The sequence below is a fragment of the Ralstonia mojiangensis genome (genome assembly GCF_023955645.1).
GTDB lineage: Bacteria > Pseudomonadota > Gammaproteobacteria > Burkholderiales > Burkholderiaceae > Ralstonia > Ralstonia mojiangensis.
This window is the reverse complement of the sequence record NZ_JAMXHU010000005.1, coordinates 79,696-98,150: the sequence shown is the minus strand read 5'-3', so window position 1 is coordinate 98,150 and position 18,455 is coordinate 79,696. Positions and strand designations below refer to the sequence as shown.

Genomic DNA, 18,455 nt, shown 5'->3' with positions numbered 1-18,455 from the left:
CTCCATGGAAGGCCTGTTCCGGCAGGCGCTGCTGGTGCTGCCGCGTCTGCTGCCCATCATGTTCATCGTGCCCGTGTTCAGCGGGCGGGTGGTGACGGGCATGGTGCGCAGTGGGTTCATCGCCATCCTGGCGGTGTTCGTGGCGCCGTCCATGGCTGGCGCGGCGATGAACGTGCAGGGCGGCGGCCTGTGGATGGCGCTGGCGCTCAAGGAAGCGCTGATCGGCGTGCTGCTCGGCATGGCGTTTGGCGCGCTGCTTTGGGCCATCGAGAACATCGGCCACCTGATCGACTTTCAGACCGGCTCGGGCAACGCGTCCTTTTTTGACCCGGTGGCCGGGCATGAGAGCGGGCCGACCGCCAGCTTTCTCGGCTTCATGGCTGTCACGCTGTTCGTCACGGGCGGCGGCCTGCATGTGATGCTCGGTGCGTTCTTCGAGTCGTACAAGCTTTGGCCGATTGAGCGCATGTTGCCAAGCGCATCGGTTGCGCTGGAGCAGTTTGCGGTGCACGAGGCCGATAGCGTGCTCGGCTGGACGCTCAAGCTGGCCGCACCCGTGATCATCGTGCTGGTGGTGGCAGAGCTGGGCATCGGGCTGATCAACCGCTCGGTGCCGCAGTTGAATGTGTTCCTGTTCGCCCAGCCGGTAAAAAGCCTGCTGGCCGTGCTGATGATGGTGCTGTTCCTCGGCTTTGTCTTTGAATCGATGCGCACCTTCCTGGCCGGCAATGGCGAGATGGTCTGGCTGTTGCGCGCGCTGCTGCACAGCCCCGGCTCATGAGCGAGAAACAGCACAAGCCCACACAGCGCCGTCTGGAGGACGCACGGCGCGAAGGCGAAGTCGTCCGCAGCACGGACGTGACGAGCGCGCTGGTCTTTATCGGGATGCTCGTGCTGTTGTGGCAAGGCGGCCCGTGGTTGCTCGAACGCATGCGCGGCCTGCTGATACAGAACGTGGGCGCCGTGGCGCAGGCGCGCGACCCGGCCGCGGCGGTGCGGCAGGCGTTGGTATCGGCGGGGGCAGAGTGGATCCTGTTGAGCGCAGCCGTCCTGGTGCTGGTGACCGTGCTGGCGGTGCTGGGTGCATTTGCCCAGGTGGGCGGCATGTTCGCGCCCAAACGCCTGACGCCGAAAATGTCGCGGCTCAATCCGGGGGAGGGCATCCAGCGTATGTTCTCCGTGCGCAACCTGATCGGCCTGGCCATCATGCTGTTCAAGGTGGCTTGCCTGGCGCTGACGCTGTTCGTGGTGATTCGCGGGTCGTTGGCGTTGCCGCTGCAGGCGGGCTACGGGCGGCCGGCGGCCATCCTGGCCGTGGTCGCACACATGATTCTTCTGCTGTTCGGCTGGGCGGCGGTGGTGTATGTGCTGATGGCCGCGCTGGACTACTGGCACGTGCGTTTCGAATTCTTCAAGAAGAACCGCATGTCTACCGAAGAACTGCGCCGTGAACATCGCGAGCTGCAAGGCGATCCGCACATCGTGGGGCGCCGTCGCCAGCTTGCATTGGAGGTGCAATACAGCGCGCTGGAAGATCGCATGCGCATTGCTACCGCCATCGTGTTCAGCGCGCGGCATGCGGTGGCGCTGTATTACCCCGGCGATGGCACGTTGCCGATGGTGATCGCCAAGGGCAGCGGCGAATCTGTCCAGCGCATCCGGCAGATGGCCGAATACCACCTCGTGCCGACCGCGGCCAACGCAGGCCTGGCGGAGCGCCTGCACGACACCGTGCCGATGGATACCACCATTGACCGCACGCTGTTCCGCGATGTGGCGGCGCTGCTGCGTTGGGCTGAAGGCGCGGATGCGGTGGGCAATCCGTACGTGTCGTCCACCTCCTGAGCGCGTAAGGGAACGAAAAAAAAAGAACGGCAAGCGCCTGACTGCTGCGCCTGCCGGTCGTTGCCCGCTTTCCCCGTTATCCGATCCGCACGATGTCACCCGGGACGACGAGATCCGGGTCCTGTCCCGTTGCGCCTTGCGTATATGGATTGCCATCCAGCGCTGCCCAGTCGAACTGGCTGTTCATCGGTGCCAGTTTGTCGAGCGCGGCAGCCGTGCGCGCGTCGGATGCCGGGCCCGTGGTGCCAAGCAGCTTGGCAGAATCGGCCGCGCTCAATTGCCAGAGCGTGCCGCCTGGGCCAACGATCGCATACTGCGGCAAGGCGCCTGGGCCGATCGATGGCAACGCATGCGGCGCATTGGCGCGCAGCAGATCACCGCTTACGCCCTGCATGTCGGGCAGCGGGAACGCGGCAGTGGGCTGGTCGTTCTGATCCTGCCCGTTGCCGTTGGCCTGCACTTGCGCAACGGCCGGCTTGGCCGCCTGGTTGGGCACGAACAACTCGATGCCGAAGCGCGTGACCGCCGCCACACCCAGGATCACACCGCCAGGCAGCATGGCGTTGCTTGGCAGCCGTTGGCCGACCTTGGGCATGAGGTCGCCGGCAATGCGCAGGGCGCCCGCACCGAATGCCAGGTCCAGTGCGGCCTTGGTGGCACCCATGGCCGGGCTATTGGTGTGCATGAGCGCATCGTTCATCGCCAGGGGCACCGAGCCGACCGTGTACAGCGACATCGTGAACGCCTGCGCACGGTTCAGCCACGGGCTCGTGTTGGTCGCCTTGTCGTTGAACGTAGCGCCAAGGCGGCCGGCAAAGTTGCGGCTGGACAGCGCCAGGTTGGCGCTCAGGAACAGCGCATTGCTCCAGAACGACGGCGTGTTCAGGTGCGCGCCATGCGTGGCAAACCAGTAAGCCGTGTTGCCGTTATTGAGCGCAAGTGTCAGCAGTTGCAGCGTGTCGTTCGCGCGCCCCACGGGGCTCTTGGGCGAAAGCAGCTTGCCCGGCGCCCCCTTGAGCGCCAGCAGTGCCTGGACATCGGGGTCGTCCTTGGCCTTGGGGTCGTCGACCTTGGACAGCGCCCCGGCGAGCGCATCCGGGTTGTCCTGGAAACGCGCGACTGCGTCAGCGATGGTTTGCCGGTCGCCCTTTGTCACGCCCCAGCGGCGCCCGTGATCCGACATGTTGGTCTTGAGCCAGGCCAGTGCCGAGTCTGAATCTTCAGTGCCCAACTTGCCGACCTGGTCAGACACGGCGCGCGTCTTGTTGGCACGCAGCGCTGCGATGCCGCCCCGATACATGAACGACAGCGGGCTGGTGACGGACGGATCGAATACCGCGTGCGTCGCGGCGCTTCCGGTGAGCGTGGCGGAACTCGCAGCCGTGGAGAACGCCCCGGTGAGCGAGCCCGCGAAGATCCAGCGGATCCACGGCTTGCGCTTGGGTTCGCCGGCGCTGGCGGCGCTGTCGGGCTCGGTGGGCGGGGTGCCGTTGCCATCGTCGCCGGCTTCACTGGTCTTGATGGCCGGGGTGGTCGGCTGCGTGCCGGGCGCGGAATTATCGGGCTGCGGGCCTTCCGGTCCCTTCGGCCCTGTCGCGCTTGCGGGCGTGGGTGGCGGCACGTCGGGCTTCTTGCCTGCCGCCAGATTGATCATCTGCACAACGGTCTGGTAGGTGTTGCTGTCGTGCCCGCCGACGGTGCCGGTGGCCTGGCCCGTCGCGCCATCGACCGCACCGGCGCTGGCGGTGGCGTTCAGCGCGTCCATGTGCTGCTGATGAGTGGTCAGCAGATCCGTGCGGCCGGCGGCTTCCAGCACCGAAGCCGCCAGGCCGTGCGCGCCCCAGTTGGAGTTCGATGCACTCACATAGTGGTCCGCCGGCACCACTGAACGCGGGTCCACCACCGTGCCATCGGGCAGGGTCACCTGCGGGGCCGTGCGGCGCGTGTTGCCCATGCCGGCTTCATGCCCGCGCGAGCCGACACCGATGGTGGTCACGCCGTCGGTCTTCCAGCCGGCAATGGCCACCTCGTCCAGCGGGACGGTCTGGTCAGTGACGTCGTTGCCGTTTTGATCGACGTAGCGGTTCTCGCTATTGCGGCCATGCACGTTGATGGAGACGATCGTGTCGGGCGACGCCTGATCGATGAGATCTTGCGCCGTTGTGCGCGCCTGCTCGCCGGGCTCCGCGTTGAACGGCACGATGCTGTAGTCGTTGACGGCGGCACCGCGCGCTTGCAGGGCGGCATCGAGTGCCGGCACGGCTTCATGCGGGACCACGTAGACGACACTCTTGCCCGCCGCCTGCATGTCATGCCCGAACACAGCGGCGCCGGCTATGCCATCGGTATCCACCGCGCCGTGTGCGTTGCGGGCACCGGCCATTACCAGAATGCGATTGCTGTCTTGCAGCGCAGCGGCGGCCCGGTCGATGCCCAAGGGGTTTTCAATGCGGGCCGAGTCGCCGGTGAACAGCGCCTGCACGGCATTCGTGATGGGGCTGGGCTCAAGCCGCGGGTTCGAGGGAATCATGCTGTCGAGCGTCCTGCCGGGGCCAAACCTGCGCACGCGTTGCACTGGCACATCGGGCAGGTCCATCAGGTTCTGCGCCGACTCGCTCACCGGCCCGGTCTTGCCAGAAGTGACGACATACGGATCGGACGAATACGCCGCGCTGGGCACCTTCCATTCCTGCTGGCCGATGGCATCGAGCACCGCCTTGGCCTGGTACTGCATCGGGTCGACCACGGGAATATCCATGCCGCGCTTCTGCAGCGACGTCACGAGGAAGTCCTTCATGGCTGGATAGTGCGTGCAGCACAGCCACAGCGATGTGGTGTTCGGGTCCAGTTCCGACACGTACAGGTCGGATGCCGCCTGCAGTTCTTTCTTGACCGCCGGATCGTCGCTCTTGTGCTTGAGGTCGTTGACGAAATCCGCAAACTTGTGGGCAGCTACGGCCTGCGGGTGGACGGTGCCGTCGCTCAGTGAGGCCACCTTCTCCTGATAGGCGAGGCTCTTGACGGTGCCGGCGGTGGCGATCACTGCCGGGCGGTCTCCGCCGTGCTGGACGATAGCGCGTGAGGTGACGTCAATCAAATCGATGACGGGCACGTCCACGTTGTCCAGCGCCTTGGGGAAGGCCGTGCACGCTGTGTTGCACGCCATGGCAACCATGGCGGCCTTCAGGCGCTGCGCCGTCTGCAGGCCGTTGCCTACCAGGCGGATGAGCGCCTCCGGGCTCTTGGGGCCATAGGGCGCGTTGCCGTGGTCGACCACGATGGCCACTGGGAGGTCTTCGCCCGTTTGCGCCTTGATGGTCGCCAGCATGTTCTTGGCGGCGATCAGCCCGCCGTTGCTGGAATCGAATGCGGCAAACGTAAACGGCTCCGCGGGCGTGGCTTCGTCGAAGGTCTTGTCCGTGGGCATGTGGTTCATTGCTTCGCGCAGCAGCACGAGCATGCCCTGATGCACCTGTGAGGGGAAACCGTCGACGCTGGCTTCGCTCTTGCGGCTGACACCGTCCACTGCCCCCGCATCCACTGAAGCCTTGATGGCTGCGTGCAGCTCTTCCGGCGTGGTCATGAGGTCCATGCGGCCCATCTGGTGCAGCATGTTGGCCAGGATGGCCTGTGCGCCAAAGTTGGAGTTCCACGCAGTCACGGGATACTTCACCGGCACGGTCGATGCGAAATCGATCGTGGTGTTATCGGCGAGCGTGACGGGTGGGATATTGCTGCGCAGGCTGCCCATGCCGGCCTCGTTACCGCCGTCGCCCACGCCTACCGTGACAATCCCCGTGCGCTTGTTGGCCTCGAGCACGATCTGATCCTTCGGGGCATTCACCTCCGCCACGGAGATGCCGCGCATGTTGAGATAGTCGCCGTCGGCATTGCGGGCCGGCAGTTCAATGGCGACGACTGCATCGGGCTGCACGCGGTCAAGCAGTTCGTTTGCGGCATCGCGAGCGGGCTGCCCGCGCTTGGCATCGAACGGCTCCAGCTTGACGAGATGCCCGCCATCGAGGCTCGCCAGCACCGACTGCACGACCGGCATGTTGGCCGAATCGGTGGCGATGGTCATGTCGCGGCCGGCCAGCGCGAGCTTGGCCGCCATTTCAGCGGTGCCGACGGGGCCGTCCGTTTCGGGCAGGGCGCGGCCCGAGACCGGGTCTCGCCCGACGGTGAAGCCCGTCACCAGCAGAATGCGCTGCGTGTCTTTCAGCGCGGTGGCGGCGTCTTCCGTGCCGCCCTTGACGAAGAACTTGCGGATGCCGCGATCCACGAAAAGCGCCTGGATGCGGTCCACCGGCGACATGATCCGATCCGCCGTGCGTCCGAATACCGACGACTTGCCGCGATAGAGCTGCATGCGCTGGCGCCAGCTCATGCGCACGGGGTCTTTGATGTTGGCGGTGTCGTGCGCGAACTCGGCCTTGCTCAGGATGAGGCGTCGCTGCTCGTCGCTCATCTCGGCCAGCTTGGCGGCCAGCCTGCGCACGCCAATGCCGCGCGGGTGGCGGCCATTGGTTGTGCCGTCGGTGCGGTAGTTCTCGGCATCGAGCAACAGATCGGCATGCTGCGACAGTGCATTCTGCGTGCCGGCGTCCAGAGCCTTTTGCGTGTCGGTAAAGCTGGTGAGCGTGATTTCCGGGTTGGCGAGGTCGTCCAGGGCACCCGGCAGCGGCCGCGAGGGGCGTGTGGGACCCGGCTTGGTCGGATTGCTTTCGTCGCCCGGTGTACCCGTTTTGCCTGGTTCAGTGACGGGGTCTCCGGCGGCTTTGGGCTTGCCTGTGACCGGGTCGATCGGGGCGGTCGGGTCCGTGCCGGGCTTGCCCGTCGTGCCGTCTTTCCCATCGTTGCCCGCGGTGGTGCCGGCAGGCTCCGTCGTCTTGCCGCCGGCTTGCGTGATCACTGGCTCGGTGGTCGGGTCGGTGGTCGGCCGGCCCGCACTGGCTGGGTCATTGGCAGCCACCGTGGTGGGCTCGGGCACCACCTCGGTGGGCTTGTAGCGGCCGGCGTTGTTCTTCAGTGCGTTGAGCAGGCCGACGCGTTCGGTGCCTTGTGACAGTCCAACGCGTTCGAGCATGCGCGTTGCACCCACCTGGCCGAGGCCGAGACCCAGGAACATGATGGATTCGGCCTTCTGCGAGCCCGACATCCGGTCGCCGTACATCAGCAGGTCCTTGACCTGCGCGCCCGTCATGACAATGCCGCCACCGCCGGCCACCAAATCCGAAGCCGAGCGCGTGAGCGTGAACATCTTTGAGGCCGCCGCCGCTTCCGACAGTGCGGACACACCCTTGCCCGCCAGGCTGTATTCACCCGCTGCGGATGTGACGATGGCTAGCCAGTCGTTAAAGGCCTCGGGGTTGGTGGGTGACCATGAGCGGCCGTGGTCGGCCAGCGTGTTGAGGTGGTCGACCGATTCGCCAACGATCCAGCCTGTTCCCACCGCCACCATGGCGCCGCCCACAATCGACGCGCCGCCGAATGTGCCGACCGACAGGATCACCCCGCCCACCGCCGTGGCTACACCGGCCACGATGTCCACAACGTGCCGGATCTTCTGCCCCGTCGTGGTGATATGTGCACTGAAGTGATCGACGTCCGGAATGCCACTGCTGTCGAGCGAGACTGTGCCGGCAAGATTCTTCGGCACGTAGATCGTGCCGCCGTCGGACAGGGCGTTGTTGTGACGGTAATCATCCAGGCTGCTGTAGTCCCAACCGCGATCGTCGATGTAGTGCGGCTTACCCCCATTCTTGTCGGCCACTTCGAACAACGCCGTCGGCATCACGCCCGCGCTCTTGTCCACATAGGCGATGGGAATGGCCTTCACGGTCGGGTTGTCTCCGCCCGCCTCGTGGATCGTCTTGTTGACCTCGTTGATGACCTTGGTGCTGTTGCCGCCGGTGAACCATGCGGTGCCGGTGGCGCCGCTGCTCTGCGCGCCAGCGTTGTCGGCCTGGATCATCAGCGCGCCGCCGATGTAGTTCTTGAGCTGCGTGTCGGAATCGGGTCCGCTGAAGGTCTGCGCCTTGTCGTTGTAAAGCGGCGTGTCCTTGCCAAAGGTGGCCTTGGACATCTGCCCGAAGATGTTCTTCAGCCCCGCATTCTGGTCGGACTGGAAGGTCTTGTAGTCAGCCTCTGCCTGCTTTTGCTGGACCTTCTCGTTGCCGCGGTCGAAGGCGCGTTGCAGCATGTCGACGTTGGGCAAGTCCTTGCCGTGCTGCTGGATGAGCGCATCGGTGACGGTGGCGCCGTTGCCGTCGCCCACGGCGTTCTGCACCGGCACCCACGACGGCATGCTCCCCCCTGAGCCAGAGGTCTGCATGCTGTAGAGGAACGATTTGGCGTTGGAGTTGGTGGTCAGCCAGTTGGCAACCTGCTGGGCGTGGTCGGTGCTCGACTGGTCGCTGGCGAAGCGCGGCGAATCGGCCACAGCAGCCGTCAGGCTCAAGCCGCCATAAAAGTCCGAGCCGTGGGGCACGAGTCCAGACGTGTCGGCGCCGGCGTTGCTCTGGAACCAGTGGCCGTTGTCGTTGAAGCGATCTTCTACGGTGGTCAGCAGGTTGTTTGCCACTTCGGGCGGTGCCACCTTGGCGAGGTCCTTCATCCAATTGCCGACGGCGTCGTACTTGACGGTGCTGTCGGCCATCTTGCGATTGGCGTCCGGGTCGTCCGGGTTGTACTTGTAGACCTGGGTGAGGTCGCTGATCTGCTTGTTGAAGTAGTCGCTGTGCGCGTTGAAGAAGGGCGCGCCGGCCACCTGATACAGATGGTCGCGTGCGTCGGGGTCGGCACTGGTGACCGACACGTCGTTCATGTTGGTCGACAGGATCTTCAGCGCGCCCTGGGCATCGCCCGCCTTCATCTTGGCCGCGACCTGGTCCTTGGTGTAGTTCACGCGCACGTCGTAGCTGGCTGCGCCGATCTGCTCGTAGATCTGCTCGGCGTTCTTGTCATTGGCATGCGGCCGCGCAAGCTGCACGCATGCAAACTGCACCGGGTCGTCGGTGGCGAGCGCCTTGTCCTGTGCCGACAGCGTTGGGTCGTTCGGGTTGATGTGGTTGATCTGGTACTGGATTGCATCGGCCGTGGCGATGTTCCTGGCAAGGGCAAGGCTGCCGTCGTCCCAATCAGGGTGGGCTTTTGCCAGCGCATCGGTGGCGTCGTTGGCGGCCTGCAGGTTGTCGCCCGAGCCAAAGTTTTCGTAGGTGGAAAGCTCGCCGCCAAGGGCAGTCTTGAAATCCTCGATGGCCTTGTTCAGGTTGGCCTGGGCCGCGTTGATCGAGTCCTGCTTGTCTTCAGCAATGGTCCGGTTTGTGACCTTGATGTCTTGCGCGTCCTGCAGCTTGTCCTGGGCATCAAGCACGCCGTCGCGCGCTTCCGATGCGGTGCGCTGGCTCAGGTCTTGCTTCTCAACCGCGTCTTTTGCATCGTCGACGATCTTGTCGAGCCATTTGGCATCGGGGTCGCGTTTCTTGATGGCGTCCGCCGCGTCTTCAATGGCTTTCTTTTCGCCGCCGCGGGGCGCTTCGTCGGCCTGCCGGCGCAACTCGTTCTGCACCGAGTTGATGACGTCCGAAAGCGGCTTGTCGAGCTTGTCCTGCGCGGCCGTGGAGTCGTCGCCGTTGTTGATGTAGTCGTTGACCGCCGTATTGGCTGTCTGGATGGCCGCGTCGGTCTTGGTTTTTGCGTCGGCTGCGGCTTGTTTCTGGGCGGGGGTGGGCGGTGGAGGCGGAGGGGGCGGCGGACGGTAGTAGACGATGCGGCCGTTGATCTCGTCGATGGCAGGCATGGTGTCCTCCAGCTGCGCCCCATGCGGGGTGGGCCTGATTGAAAGCAAGCGGGTGATAAGGGCATTCTGGACGCCGGTTGCCAGCGCAGCTATTGGCAAATTACGTAGTGCGCCGCAGGCGTGGAGGCGCCTGCGTTGTAGAAACTACGAGGGTCCGTGGCAGTTTTGGCGGGGCTTTGGTAAAAACCGCCGAACAGGCGTGCATGAGCGTGCGCCGCAGCACGAAAATCCGTAACCTGAACGCGCTGCACGGGGCCGATGGCGCAGCGGGTGCAACGCAAGCGAGCCACCTACAACAACACGAGGGGCAGGGCATGAACCTACGTTTTCTGGAAACCTTTGTCTGGGTGGCGCGGCTGCGTAGTTTTCGCCTTACCGCAGACAAGCTGTTCACCACGCAGGCGTCCATTTCGGCGCGGATTGCCGCGCTGGAAGAAGAGCTGGGCGTGCGCCTGTTTGACCGCGACACACGCGGCGTGCAACTCACGCCCGATGGCCACAAGGTGCTCGAATATGCCGACCGCATGGTGAGCACGCTGCACCAGTTGCAGGCAGCCGTGGCACAACGTCCGGGCTTTGAAGGGCGCGTGCGGGTGGGGGCGATGGACAGCGTCATCCACACGTGGCTCTCGCCGCTCATCGCGCGCACCGCCGAGATGTTTCCTGCGCTGGAAATCGAACTCGTGGCCGACAGCGCGATGCACCTCGTCGAGCACTTGCAGAAGGGCGCGCTCGACATTGCTTTCCAGACCGATCTGCTGCGCGCCGAAAGTGTGCGCAACGTGCAGCTCGCGCAGTATCCAATCCACTGGGTGGTCGCCACCAACTCCCGGCTGGCCCACCCGTACTGCAGCCTGGGTGAACTGGCGCGCGAACGGCTCATCACCTTCGTGCGCAACTCGCGGCCGCATCAAGACATGCTGAACCTGCTGCACCTGAGCGGGGTGGAATCACCGCGCGTGAACTGCGTCAATTCGGTGGCCGCCATGACGCGCCTGGTGGGCGATGGCTTCGGCGTGGGCGCGTTGCCCACCGTGCTGGTACGCGACCGCATTGAGAGCGGCGCGTTGACGGTACTGGATGTGGAGCCCGCGTTGCCCACCTTGCCGATCATCGCGTCGTGGCGCGCTGGAGCGGGGCTGGAGGTGCACGAAGCCATTGTTGGCCTGGCGCGCACGATGGCGCGGGAATTCTGCCTGTCGGTCGGCCCGCGCTATGCCATTGCCGAAGAAGTCGAGCGCAACACGGAAGCCGCCTAGGCCGCCTGAGCCACGCAAGCGTGCCGTGGCGGCAGCGTCAGAAGATCGAGCGGCCGGTCAGCGTCGTGAGCCATTCCAGCGCTTGCAGGCCGGCGAGCGAGTTGCCACTGACGTCCAGCCCCGGCGACCACACGCACACGCCAAACTCGCCCGGCAGCACGGCAACGATGCCGCCGCCCACGCCACTCTTGGCCGGCAGCCCCACGCGATAGACGAAGTCGCCTGCCGCGTCGTAAGTACCGCAGGTCAGCATCAGGGCAGAGAGGCGCTTGGCGGGGCTGGCATCGACGATGCGCTCGCCGCTCCACGGCACGACGCCGCCGTTGGCGAGAAACAGGACCGCGCGGGCGAGGTCGGTACAGTCCATCTCGATGGCGCATTGGCGGCAGTACGCATCGATGACGGTTTCCACCGGCATGTGCAGGTTGCCGAAGCTCTTCATGAAGTGGGCCATTGCGCGATTGCGGTCGGCATGGGCCAGTTCGGATTCGGCCACGCGCCGCACGTAGTCGATGCGCGGGTTGTCGACCAGCCGCCGCATGAATTGCACCAGTGCGGTCTCAGCCTGAACGAAGCGGCGGCACAGCACGTCGGTCACGACCAGCGCACCGGCATTGATGAACGGGTTGCGCGGGATGCCGTTCTCGTATTCGAGCTGCACCAGCGAGTTGAAAGCATTGCCGGAGGGTTCGCGGCCGACGCGGTGCCAGAGCGTTTCGCCTTCGAGCTGGAAGGCTAGCGTGCAGGCAAACAGCTTGGAGACGCTTTGGATCGAAAACGGCACATTCGCCTTGCCCACCGTGTAGACGTCGCCGCCGAGCGTGACGAGGGCCATGCCGAAATCTGCCGCATTCGCGCCGGCCAGCTCGGGGATGTAATCGGCAACCCGCCCCTGGCCGAGATACGGCTGGATGTCGCGGTGGATGGTGTCCAGGATCGCTTGGTAGTCCATGTCAGGCGAAGAGCGGCAAAACGGAGGGGGCGACGGATTCTACACGCGCGGATGCGGCACCCGCCTTGGCAATCACCTTTTCCTATCGCCTGCAATCCGAAACTTTCGTTGGACCGCGTTTCATCGCGCTTTCACAATTTGCCGCACGAACAACCTTGTGGAAGAGCTTGAATGATGACGGCAGTGGAGACAGCCCAGGCAAAAAGAGTGTCGGAACACCCGGCGCCGATGCCCGTACACACCCGCCCGGGTGCCAGCGTGGCGTACGCAAATCCGTATTCCGCCCGCCTTGCGGCGCGCTCGGGCGTGCTGCGCGGCCACACCAGCGGCCTGTGCGATGGCTACGTGCAGGCCAATATCGTGATGCTGCGCGATACGTGGGCCAACGAGTTTCTGCGCTTCTGCCAGCTCAACCCGAAACCGTGCCCCCTGTTGGACGTGACCGAACCCGGCGTGCCCGTGTTCCGCCATCTGGGGCAGGACGTTGACGTGCGCCGCGACGTGCCGCGCTATCGCGTCTATCGCAACGGCGAACTGGCCGACGAGCCGGCCGATGTTGAAGCGCTGTGGACCGACGACATGGTCGCCTTTGCCATCGGCTGCTCGTTCTCGTTCGAGCATGCGTTGATGGAAGCGGGCGTGCCGCTGCGCCATATCGCCATGTCGCGCAACGTGGCGATGTATCGCACGTCGGTCGACACGATCGGTACGTCCCGCCTGGCGGGCAAGCTGGTGGTGTCAATGCGGCCGATGTCGGTGGCCGATGCCATCCGCGCCATCGAGATCACCTCGCGCATGCCGCGTGCGCACGGCGCGCCGGTGCATTTTGGCGATCCGGCGGCCATCGGCATTGCTGATCTCGCACAGCCCGATTGGGGCGATGCGGTGCCTGTGCAGCCGGGCGAAGTGCCGGTGTTCTGGGCTTGTGGCGTGACACCCCAGGCGGTGGTGCAACAGGCCCGGCCTGAGTTGTGCATCACGCATGCACCGGGGCACATGCTGATCACCGACCTGCGTACCGCGGCGTTGGCCTGAACACGCAGCTGCAAGACCAAAAGTCAGAAAGACCAAAAGGCGGAAAGACCGCAAGACCGCAAGACGGACGGGTACCGGGGTTCCAACTGGCGCACGCAGAGGCGCTGGTTTATAGCAATAAGCGATAGACGCATCGAGACAGCATCAGTAACAAGGAGGAAACACCATGACAACCGAAGCAACGGTTGCGCGAGCGCCCGCCGGGACGGACGCCACTGCCGCAGCCAACTCCGGCGGTTTATTCCGCTGGTACCGAGAGATCTCCGCGCAGGAGCGCCGTACGTTCTGGAGCTGCAAGGTGGGCTACGCGCTCGACGCGATGGACACGCAGATCCTGAGCTTCGTCATCCCCACGTTGATCGGCGTGTGGGGCCTTTCCAAGGCCGATGCGGGGTTGATCGGCACGTGCACGCTGCTGGCATCGGCGGCGGGCGGCTGGGTGGCGGGCATCCTGTCAGACCGTATCGGGCGCGTGCGCGCGTTGCAGATCACCATCCTGTGGTTTGCCGTGTTTACCTTCCTGTGCGGCCTCGCGCAGAACTACGAACAGCTGCTGATTGCCCGCACGCTCATGGGCTTCGGCTTTGGCGGCGAGTGGACGGCCGGCGCGGTGCTGATCGGCGAGGCCATTCGCTCGCGGGATCGCGGCAAGGCCGTTGGCATGGTGCAAGCGGGGTGGGCGCTGGGGTGGGGCGCATCGGCATTGCTGTATGCGTGGTTCTTTAGCGTGATGCCGCCTGAAACCGCATGGCGCGCGTTGTTTCTCGTGGGGATCGTGCCGGCGGTGTTCGTGTTCTTCCTGCGCCGGCTGGTGAAAGAGCCGGAGGTGTTTCAGGAAGCGAAGTCACAAGCCACAGAGCGCACGAGCTTTTTCGAGATTTTCTCTCCCCGGCTGCTGAGCACCACGCTGCGTGCCGCCGTGCTGACCACCGGCGCGCAAGGCGGCTACTACGCCATCACCACGTGGCTGCCGACGTTCCTGAAAACCGAGCGCCATCTGACCGTGCTGGGCACCGGCGGTTATCTGGCCGTGGTAATCATCGGTTCGTATATCGGCTACCTGACCAGCGCGGTGCTGACCGACCGCCTGGGCCGCAAACGCAACTTCATCCTGTTTGCCGTGGGCTCGATGGTGGTGGCGCTGGCCTATACGCAACTGGAGGTGACCGACAGCACCATGCTGCTGCTCGGCCTGCCGCTGGGCTTCTTTGCCTCGGGCATCTTTGCCGGCATGGGCGCGTTCCTGACCGAGCTGTTTCCGACGGCGGTGCGCGGTTCGGGCCAGGGCTTTTGCTACAACGTGGGCCGGGCGGTGGGCGCGTGCTTCCCGTTCCTGATCGGGCAGGTGAGTGCGCATTCGTCGCTGGGGCATGCCATTGGCATCTTCGCGGCGGGCGCCTATGGGCTGCTCATCGTGGCAGCACTCACGTTGCCGGAGACACGCGGCCGCGAACTCGAATCGATTTAACTCCTGTGCTTCCCCCAAAGTGCACAGCGCGCGGCGTTTGGAAGACGCCGCGTTTTTTTTTCAGATAAATCGGTATACCCCACTAATGGGTGGGAATCATTTATCCTTTTTGTGTTTTCATTTGCGTTGCAATTACGCATGCTTCGGCTTCAAGAAAAGCCGAAGATGAAACCCAGATTGATTCATCGATAATCCGCGTTCAGGCAATCAACCTGCTGCAACGCCAATATCAGTGCGGCTCCGCGCCTTGCGGACAGTTTCAGCAACGCACGCGATCGTTCAGCTCATTTTCTCCGTTAGCGCCCGTTATTTCCCACACCCCCTAAAGAAGGGGTAATCCTAGTCAGCCTTTCTGTTTAAAAAAACGAGGGGTGGCGGTAATGGCGTGTTCATTGAGAAAATTGCGGCCTGCACGACGCCCGGTTTCCCCGCCCCCACGGTCGCATAAGAACAAGAAGGAGGCACGGAGGAGGCGTCACCCGATTCCCTTCGTCAGTCCTGTGTGCTGTATGTGCGTCTGCGATGCGCATGCCGTGCTTCTTTCTACCCGGCTATGAAAATTCTCTCCGTCTTCGGCACACGGCCCGAAGCGATCAAGATGGCGCCGCTCGTCAAGGCGCTGGCCGAGCAGTCGGCCATGGAGTCCGTCGTCTGCGTGACGGGGCAGCACAAGCAGATGCTGCAGCAGGTGCTGGACCTGTTCGATATCACGCCGCAATACGACCTGGAACTGATGACGCAGAACCAGACGCTGAACGGACTGAGCGCGCGCCTGCTCACGGCGTTTGATGACGTGCTGGAGACGGTGCGCCCCGACCGCATCCTGGTGCACGGCGACACGACCACCGCGATGATGTCGGCCATGGCGGCGTTCCACCGCCGCATTCCCATCGGCCATGTGGAAGCCGGCCTGCGCACAGGCGACCTTTACCAACCGTGGCCGGAAGAGATGAACCGCCGCACCATCGACGTGTGTGCCGATCTGCTGTTTGCCCCGACCGATTCGTCGCGCCGCAACCTGCAGGCTGAGAACCTGGGCGGCCGCATCCTGGTGACGGGCAACACCGTGATCGACGCGCTGCTGCAGACCACCCAGCGCATCCTGAAGGACGCCGCCTTCCGTGCCGAGCTGGATGCGCATTTCCCGTTCCTGAAGGACGACCGCAAGGTGCTGCTGGTGACGGGCCACCGCCGCGAGAACTTCGGCTCAGGCTTTGCCAACATCTGCGAGGCACTGGCCACGTTGGCGCGCCGCGACGACATCCAGATCGTCTATCCGATCCACCTGAACCCGAACGTGCGCGGGCCCGTGCAGGCCGCGCTGGCGGGCCTGCCGAACGTGCATCTGATCGAACCGCTGGATTACGCCCGCTTCGTGCGGCTGATGCAGCGCGCCCACGTGATCCTGACGGACTCGGGCGGCGTGCAGGAAGAAGCGCCGTCGCTGGGCAAGCCGGTGCTCGTCATGCGCAACGTGACGGAGCGCCCGGAGGCTGTGCAGGCCGGCACCGTGCGCCTGGTCGGCACGGAGGTGGACAGCATCGTGGGCGCCGTCAACCACCTGTACGACAACGACGACGCCTGGCGCGCGTTCTCGCAACGCCTGAACCCATACGGCGACGGGCTCGCCTCGCAGCGCATCGTGGCCGCCTTGGGCGGTGCGCATGTCCAGGAGTTTCTGGGCGAAGAACTTCAAGCGGCCTGACGGCCGAAGGCAACGAAGACCATGTCCACGCTTGCGATCGATATCCTGCTGGTGCTTGCGTTCTGCATCATCACGCTGCTCGTCGTCTACACCGCGCGGCACTACCTGTTCACGCTGAACCGGCTGTTCGGCCGTCAGCGCCAGCCGTATCTCGACATCGAACAGGGCGCGTGGCCGAGCGTGGTGGTCTGCGTGGCGGCGCACAACGAAGAGCGCGTGATTGCCGACTGCCTCAACGCGCTGCTGCTGGTGGATTACCCGCAGGACAAGCTGACCATCATGCCGGTCAACGATCGCTCGAAGGACCGCACGCGCGAGATCATCGACGAGATTGCGGCACGCAACCCCGGCCGCTTCCAGCTGTTCCACCGCACCGAAGGCCGGCCCGGCAAGGCGGCGGCGCTGCGCGATGCCACGCAGTTGATCGACGCCGAGATCATGATCGTGTTCGACGCCGACTACCTGCCGGCGCGCGGCCTCATCAAACAGCTTGTGGCGCCGTTCTTCGACCCGGAAGTGGGCGCCATCATGGGCCGCGTGGTGCCCGTGAATGCCGGCGCAAACCTGCTCACGCGGCTGCTCGACCTGGAGCGCTCCGGCGGCTACCAGGTCGACCAGACTGCCCGCATGAACCTGGGCCTGGTACCGCAATACGGCGGCACCGTGGGCGGTATCCGCCGCCGCGCGCTGGACGACATCGGCGGCTGGAACATCGACACGCTGGCCGAAGACACCGATGTGACGTTCCGCCTGCTGCAGCACGGCTGGAAGACGGTCTACCAGAACCGCTCCGAGTGCTACGAAGAGGTGCCCGAAGTCTGGCCCGTGCGGCTCAAACAGATCAGCCGGTGGTCGCGCGGCCACAACCAGGTGATGGTGCAGAACATCCGCAAGCTGCTCGCCAACGACCGCATCAGCCGGCTGGAACGGCTGGACGGCGCATTGCTGCTGCTGATCTTCGTCATGCCGATGGTGCAGCTGGCCGGCTGGGTGGTGGCGGTCATCCTGTTCTATGCGGCGGCGCAGTCCATCGTCTCGGGCTGGATTCTTCTGGCGGCGCTGCTGTGCTACGGCGGGCTGGGTACCAACGCGGCCTTCTTCGAGATTGCGGCGGCCACCTACCTCGATGGCCATCGCAACCGCATCCGCTTGCTGCCGCTGAACCTGTTCGGCTTCCTGGTCAGCATGATGACGATCGCGCGCGCGGGTGTGACGCAAGTCATCGACGCCGTGAAAAAGCGCGAACTGGTGTGGGACAAGACCGAGCGCTTCCGCACGGAAGCCGCGGGTGTGGTCAACATCATGGCTGGCGAGGTGCCCGTGCGCACCGGCCCGGAGGGCACATGATCGGAAGCGTGCTGCTGCTGAGCGGCGCGGTGGCGGGCCTGCTCGTGCTGCCGTTCCTGCCGGCGTTGTCGGAATGGCTGCGCCCCACCGATTCCGCTCCGTTGCCGATGCGGCGTGACCAGCCGAACAATCTCACCTTCTTTGCCAACAGCTTCCGCCGCCGGCTGCAAGAGCAGTACGGCGTGGATGTTGACGCCATGCGCGCTGCGGGTGCCGCCTACCAGGTGCCCGTAAGCGCGGAACTGAGCGTGGGGCGCGACCCGCGCGGCCGGCCGTCTGCCGAGCAATCAGGTCTGGTGCGCATGCTGGACAAGGTCAACCACATCGTCGTGTTTCGGGGCAACGCGTGGCTGGGCCCGCGCAGCCGCGTGCGTGCCGACCTGTATGTCGAGCAGGATGTCGAAGTCGAGCGTGATACCCGCCTGCGCGCCTGCCTGGCTGAAGGCGATATCGAACTGGGCGAGAACGTGGTGGTGCAGCGCTGGGTGCATGGCCGTAATGTGCGGTTGCTGCCCAACGTGCGTGTCGAAGGCCGTGTCACGGCGGAGGAACGCATCGTGATGGCTGCACCGGCGCGCTTCGAACGTGCGGGCGCCACTGAGGTGATGTTTGGCGACGTGCGCAGCGCGGCGCAGCCGGTCGGCTTGCCGAAGCCGGCCACGGAGCGCCGCGTGCTCGACGGCGATGCCACGCTGGCCGCCGACGAGGCAACCGATTGCGACTACGTGGTGCGCGGCGATTGCCGCGTCGCGGGTGGCATGGTGCTCGAAGGCAGTATCAAGACGCATGGGCACCTGCGCACGGGAGACGGCGTGCGCATCGCCGGTACGCTGTCTGCGCGCAAGAATCTTGAGATCGGTGCGGGCAGCGCAGTGCTGGGCCCGCTGATCGGTTTTGAGGACATCGTCCTCGGACCCAACTGCCGTATCGGCCGCCCAGATGCACCGACCACGCTCGTCTGCAACCGCCTGTTCGTCTCGCCGGGCTGCGTCGTGCATGGCGTGATTACCGCGCACGAGTTCGCGCGTGTGGAAGGGTAAGGA

The 18,455-nt window shown here is 64.9% G+C and carries 10 protein-coding genes; 8 read left to right on the top strand and 2 right to left on the bottom strand.

The window, feature by feature from the left end; translation table 11 throughout:
* The first annotated feature begins 4 nt into the window (after window positions 1-4).
* A complete protein-coding gene (sctT, locus tag NG898_RS20910) occupies window positions 5-781 on the top strand; it encodes a type III secretion system export apparatus subunit SctT (protein WP_235193233.1) in 777 nt (258 codons plus the stop codon).
* The gene (locus NG898_RS20905; RefSeq protein ID WP_252694239.1) at window positions 778-1,845 is read left to right on the top strand and encodes an EscU/YscU/HrcU family type III secretion system export apparatus switch protein; all 1,068 of its coding nucleotides are present in this window, start codon (window positions 778-780) and stop codon (window positions 1,843-1,845) included. The genes sctT and NG898_RS20905 overlap by 4 nt, the downstream gene beginning before the upstream one ends.
* 76 nt (window positions 1,846-1,921) lie before the next feature.
* Here the strand turns inward: NG898_RS20905 and NG898_RS20900 are convergent, their stop codons facing one another.
* Complete coding sequence (locus NG898_RS20900; RefSeq protein WP_252694238.1) at window positions 1,922-9,646, bottom strand: glutamate cyclase domain-containing protein; 7,725 nt, start codon at window positions 9,644-9,646, stop codon at window positions 1,922-1,924.
* Between the two features lie 314 nt (window positions 9,647-9,960).
* On the opposite strand from NG898_RS20900, the gene NG898_RS20895 reads away from it, so the two are divergent.
* On the top strand, window positions 9,961-10,905 hold the full coding sequence (locus NG898_RS20895; protein ID WP_252694237.1) for a LysR family transcriptional regulator: 945 nt from the start codon (window positions 9,961-9,963) through the stop codon (window positions 10,903-10,905).
* 37 nt (window positions 10,906-10,942) lie between these two features.
* Here the strand turns inward: NG898_RS20895 and NG898_RS20890 are convergent, their stop codons facing one another.
* Window positions 10,943-11,857, bottom strand: a complete 915-nt coding sequence (locus NG898_RS20890) for a glutaminase (RefSeq protein WP_252694236.1) — start codon at window positions 11,855-11,857, stop codon at window positions 10,943-10,945.
* Window positions 11,858-12,085: 228 nt separating this feature from the next.
* Here NG898_RS20890 and NG898_RS20885 point away from each other — a divergent pair, with 228 nt between their 5' ends.
* The 5 genes from NG898_RS20885 to NG898_RS20865 all read left to right on the top strand — a co-directional run bounded on the left by NG898_RS20885 (window position 12,086) and on the right by NG898_RS20865 (window position 18,452).
* Complete coding sequence (locus NG898_RS20885; RefSeq protein WP_252694235.1) at window positions 12,086-12,892, top strand: putative hydro-lyase; 807 nt, start codon at window positions 12,086-12,088, stop codon at window positions 12,890-12,892.
* A gap of 166 nt (window positions 12,893-13,058) precedes the next feature.
* Window positions 13,059-14,360: an MFS transporter gene (locus tag NG898_RS20880; protein ID WP_252694234.1), complete on the top strand. Its 1,302-nt coding sequence runs from the start codon at window positions 13,059-13,061 to the stop codon at window positions 14,358-14,360.
* Between the two features lie 553 nt (window positions 14,361-14,913).
* The gene (gene wecB, locus NG898_RS20875; protein ID WP_252694233.1) at window positions 14,914-16,065 is read left to right on the top strand and encodes a non-hydrolyzing UDP-N-acetylglucosamine 2-epimerase; all 1,152 of its coding nucleotides are present in this window, start codon (window positions 14,914-14,916) and stop codon (window positions 16,063-16,065) included.
* 21 nt (window positions 16,066-16,086) lie between these two features.
* A complete protein-coding gene (locus tag NG898_RS20870) occupies window positions 16,087-17,412 on the top strand; it encodes a glycosyltransferase family 2 protein (protein WP_252694232.1) in 1,326 nt (441 codons plus the stop codon).
* Window positions 17,409-18,452 (top strand): bactofilin family protein, encoded by a 1,044-nt coding sequence (locus tag NG898_RS20865; protein ID WP_252694231.1) that lies wholly within the window; start codon window positions 17,409-17,411, stop codon window positions 18,450-18,452. The genes NG898_RS20870 and NG898_RS20865 overlap by 4 nt, the downstream gene beginning before the upstream one ends.
* Window positions 18,453-18,455 lie beyond the last annotated feature (3 nt).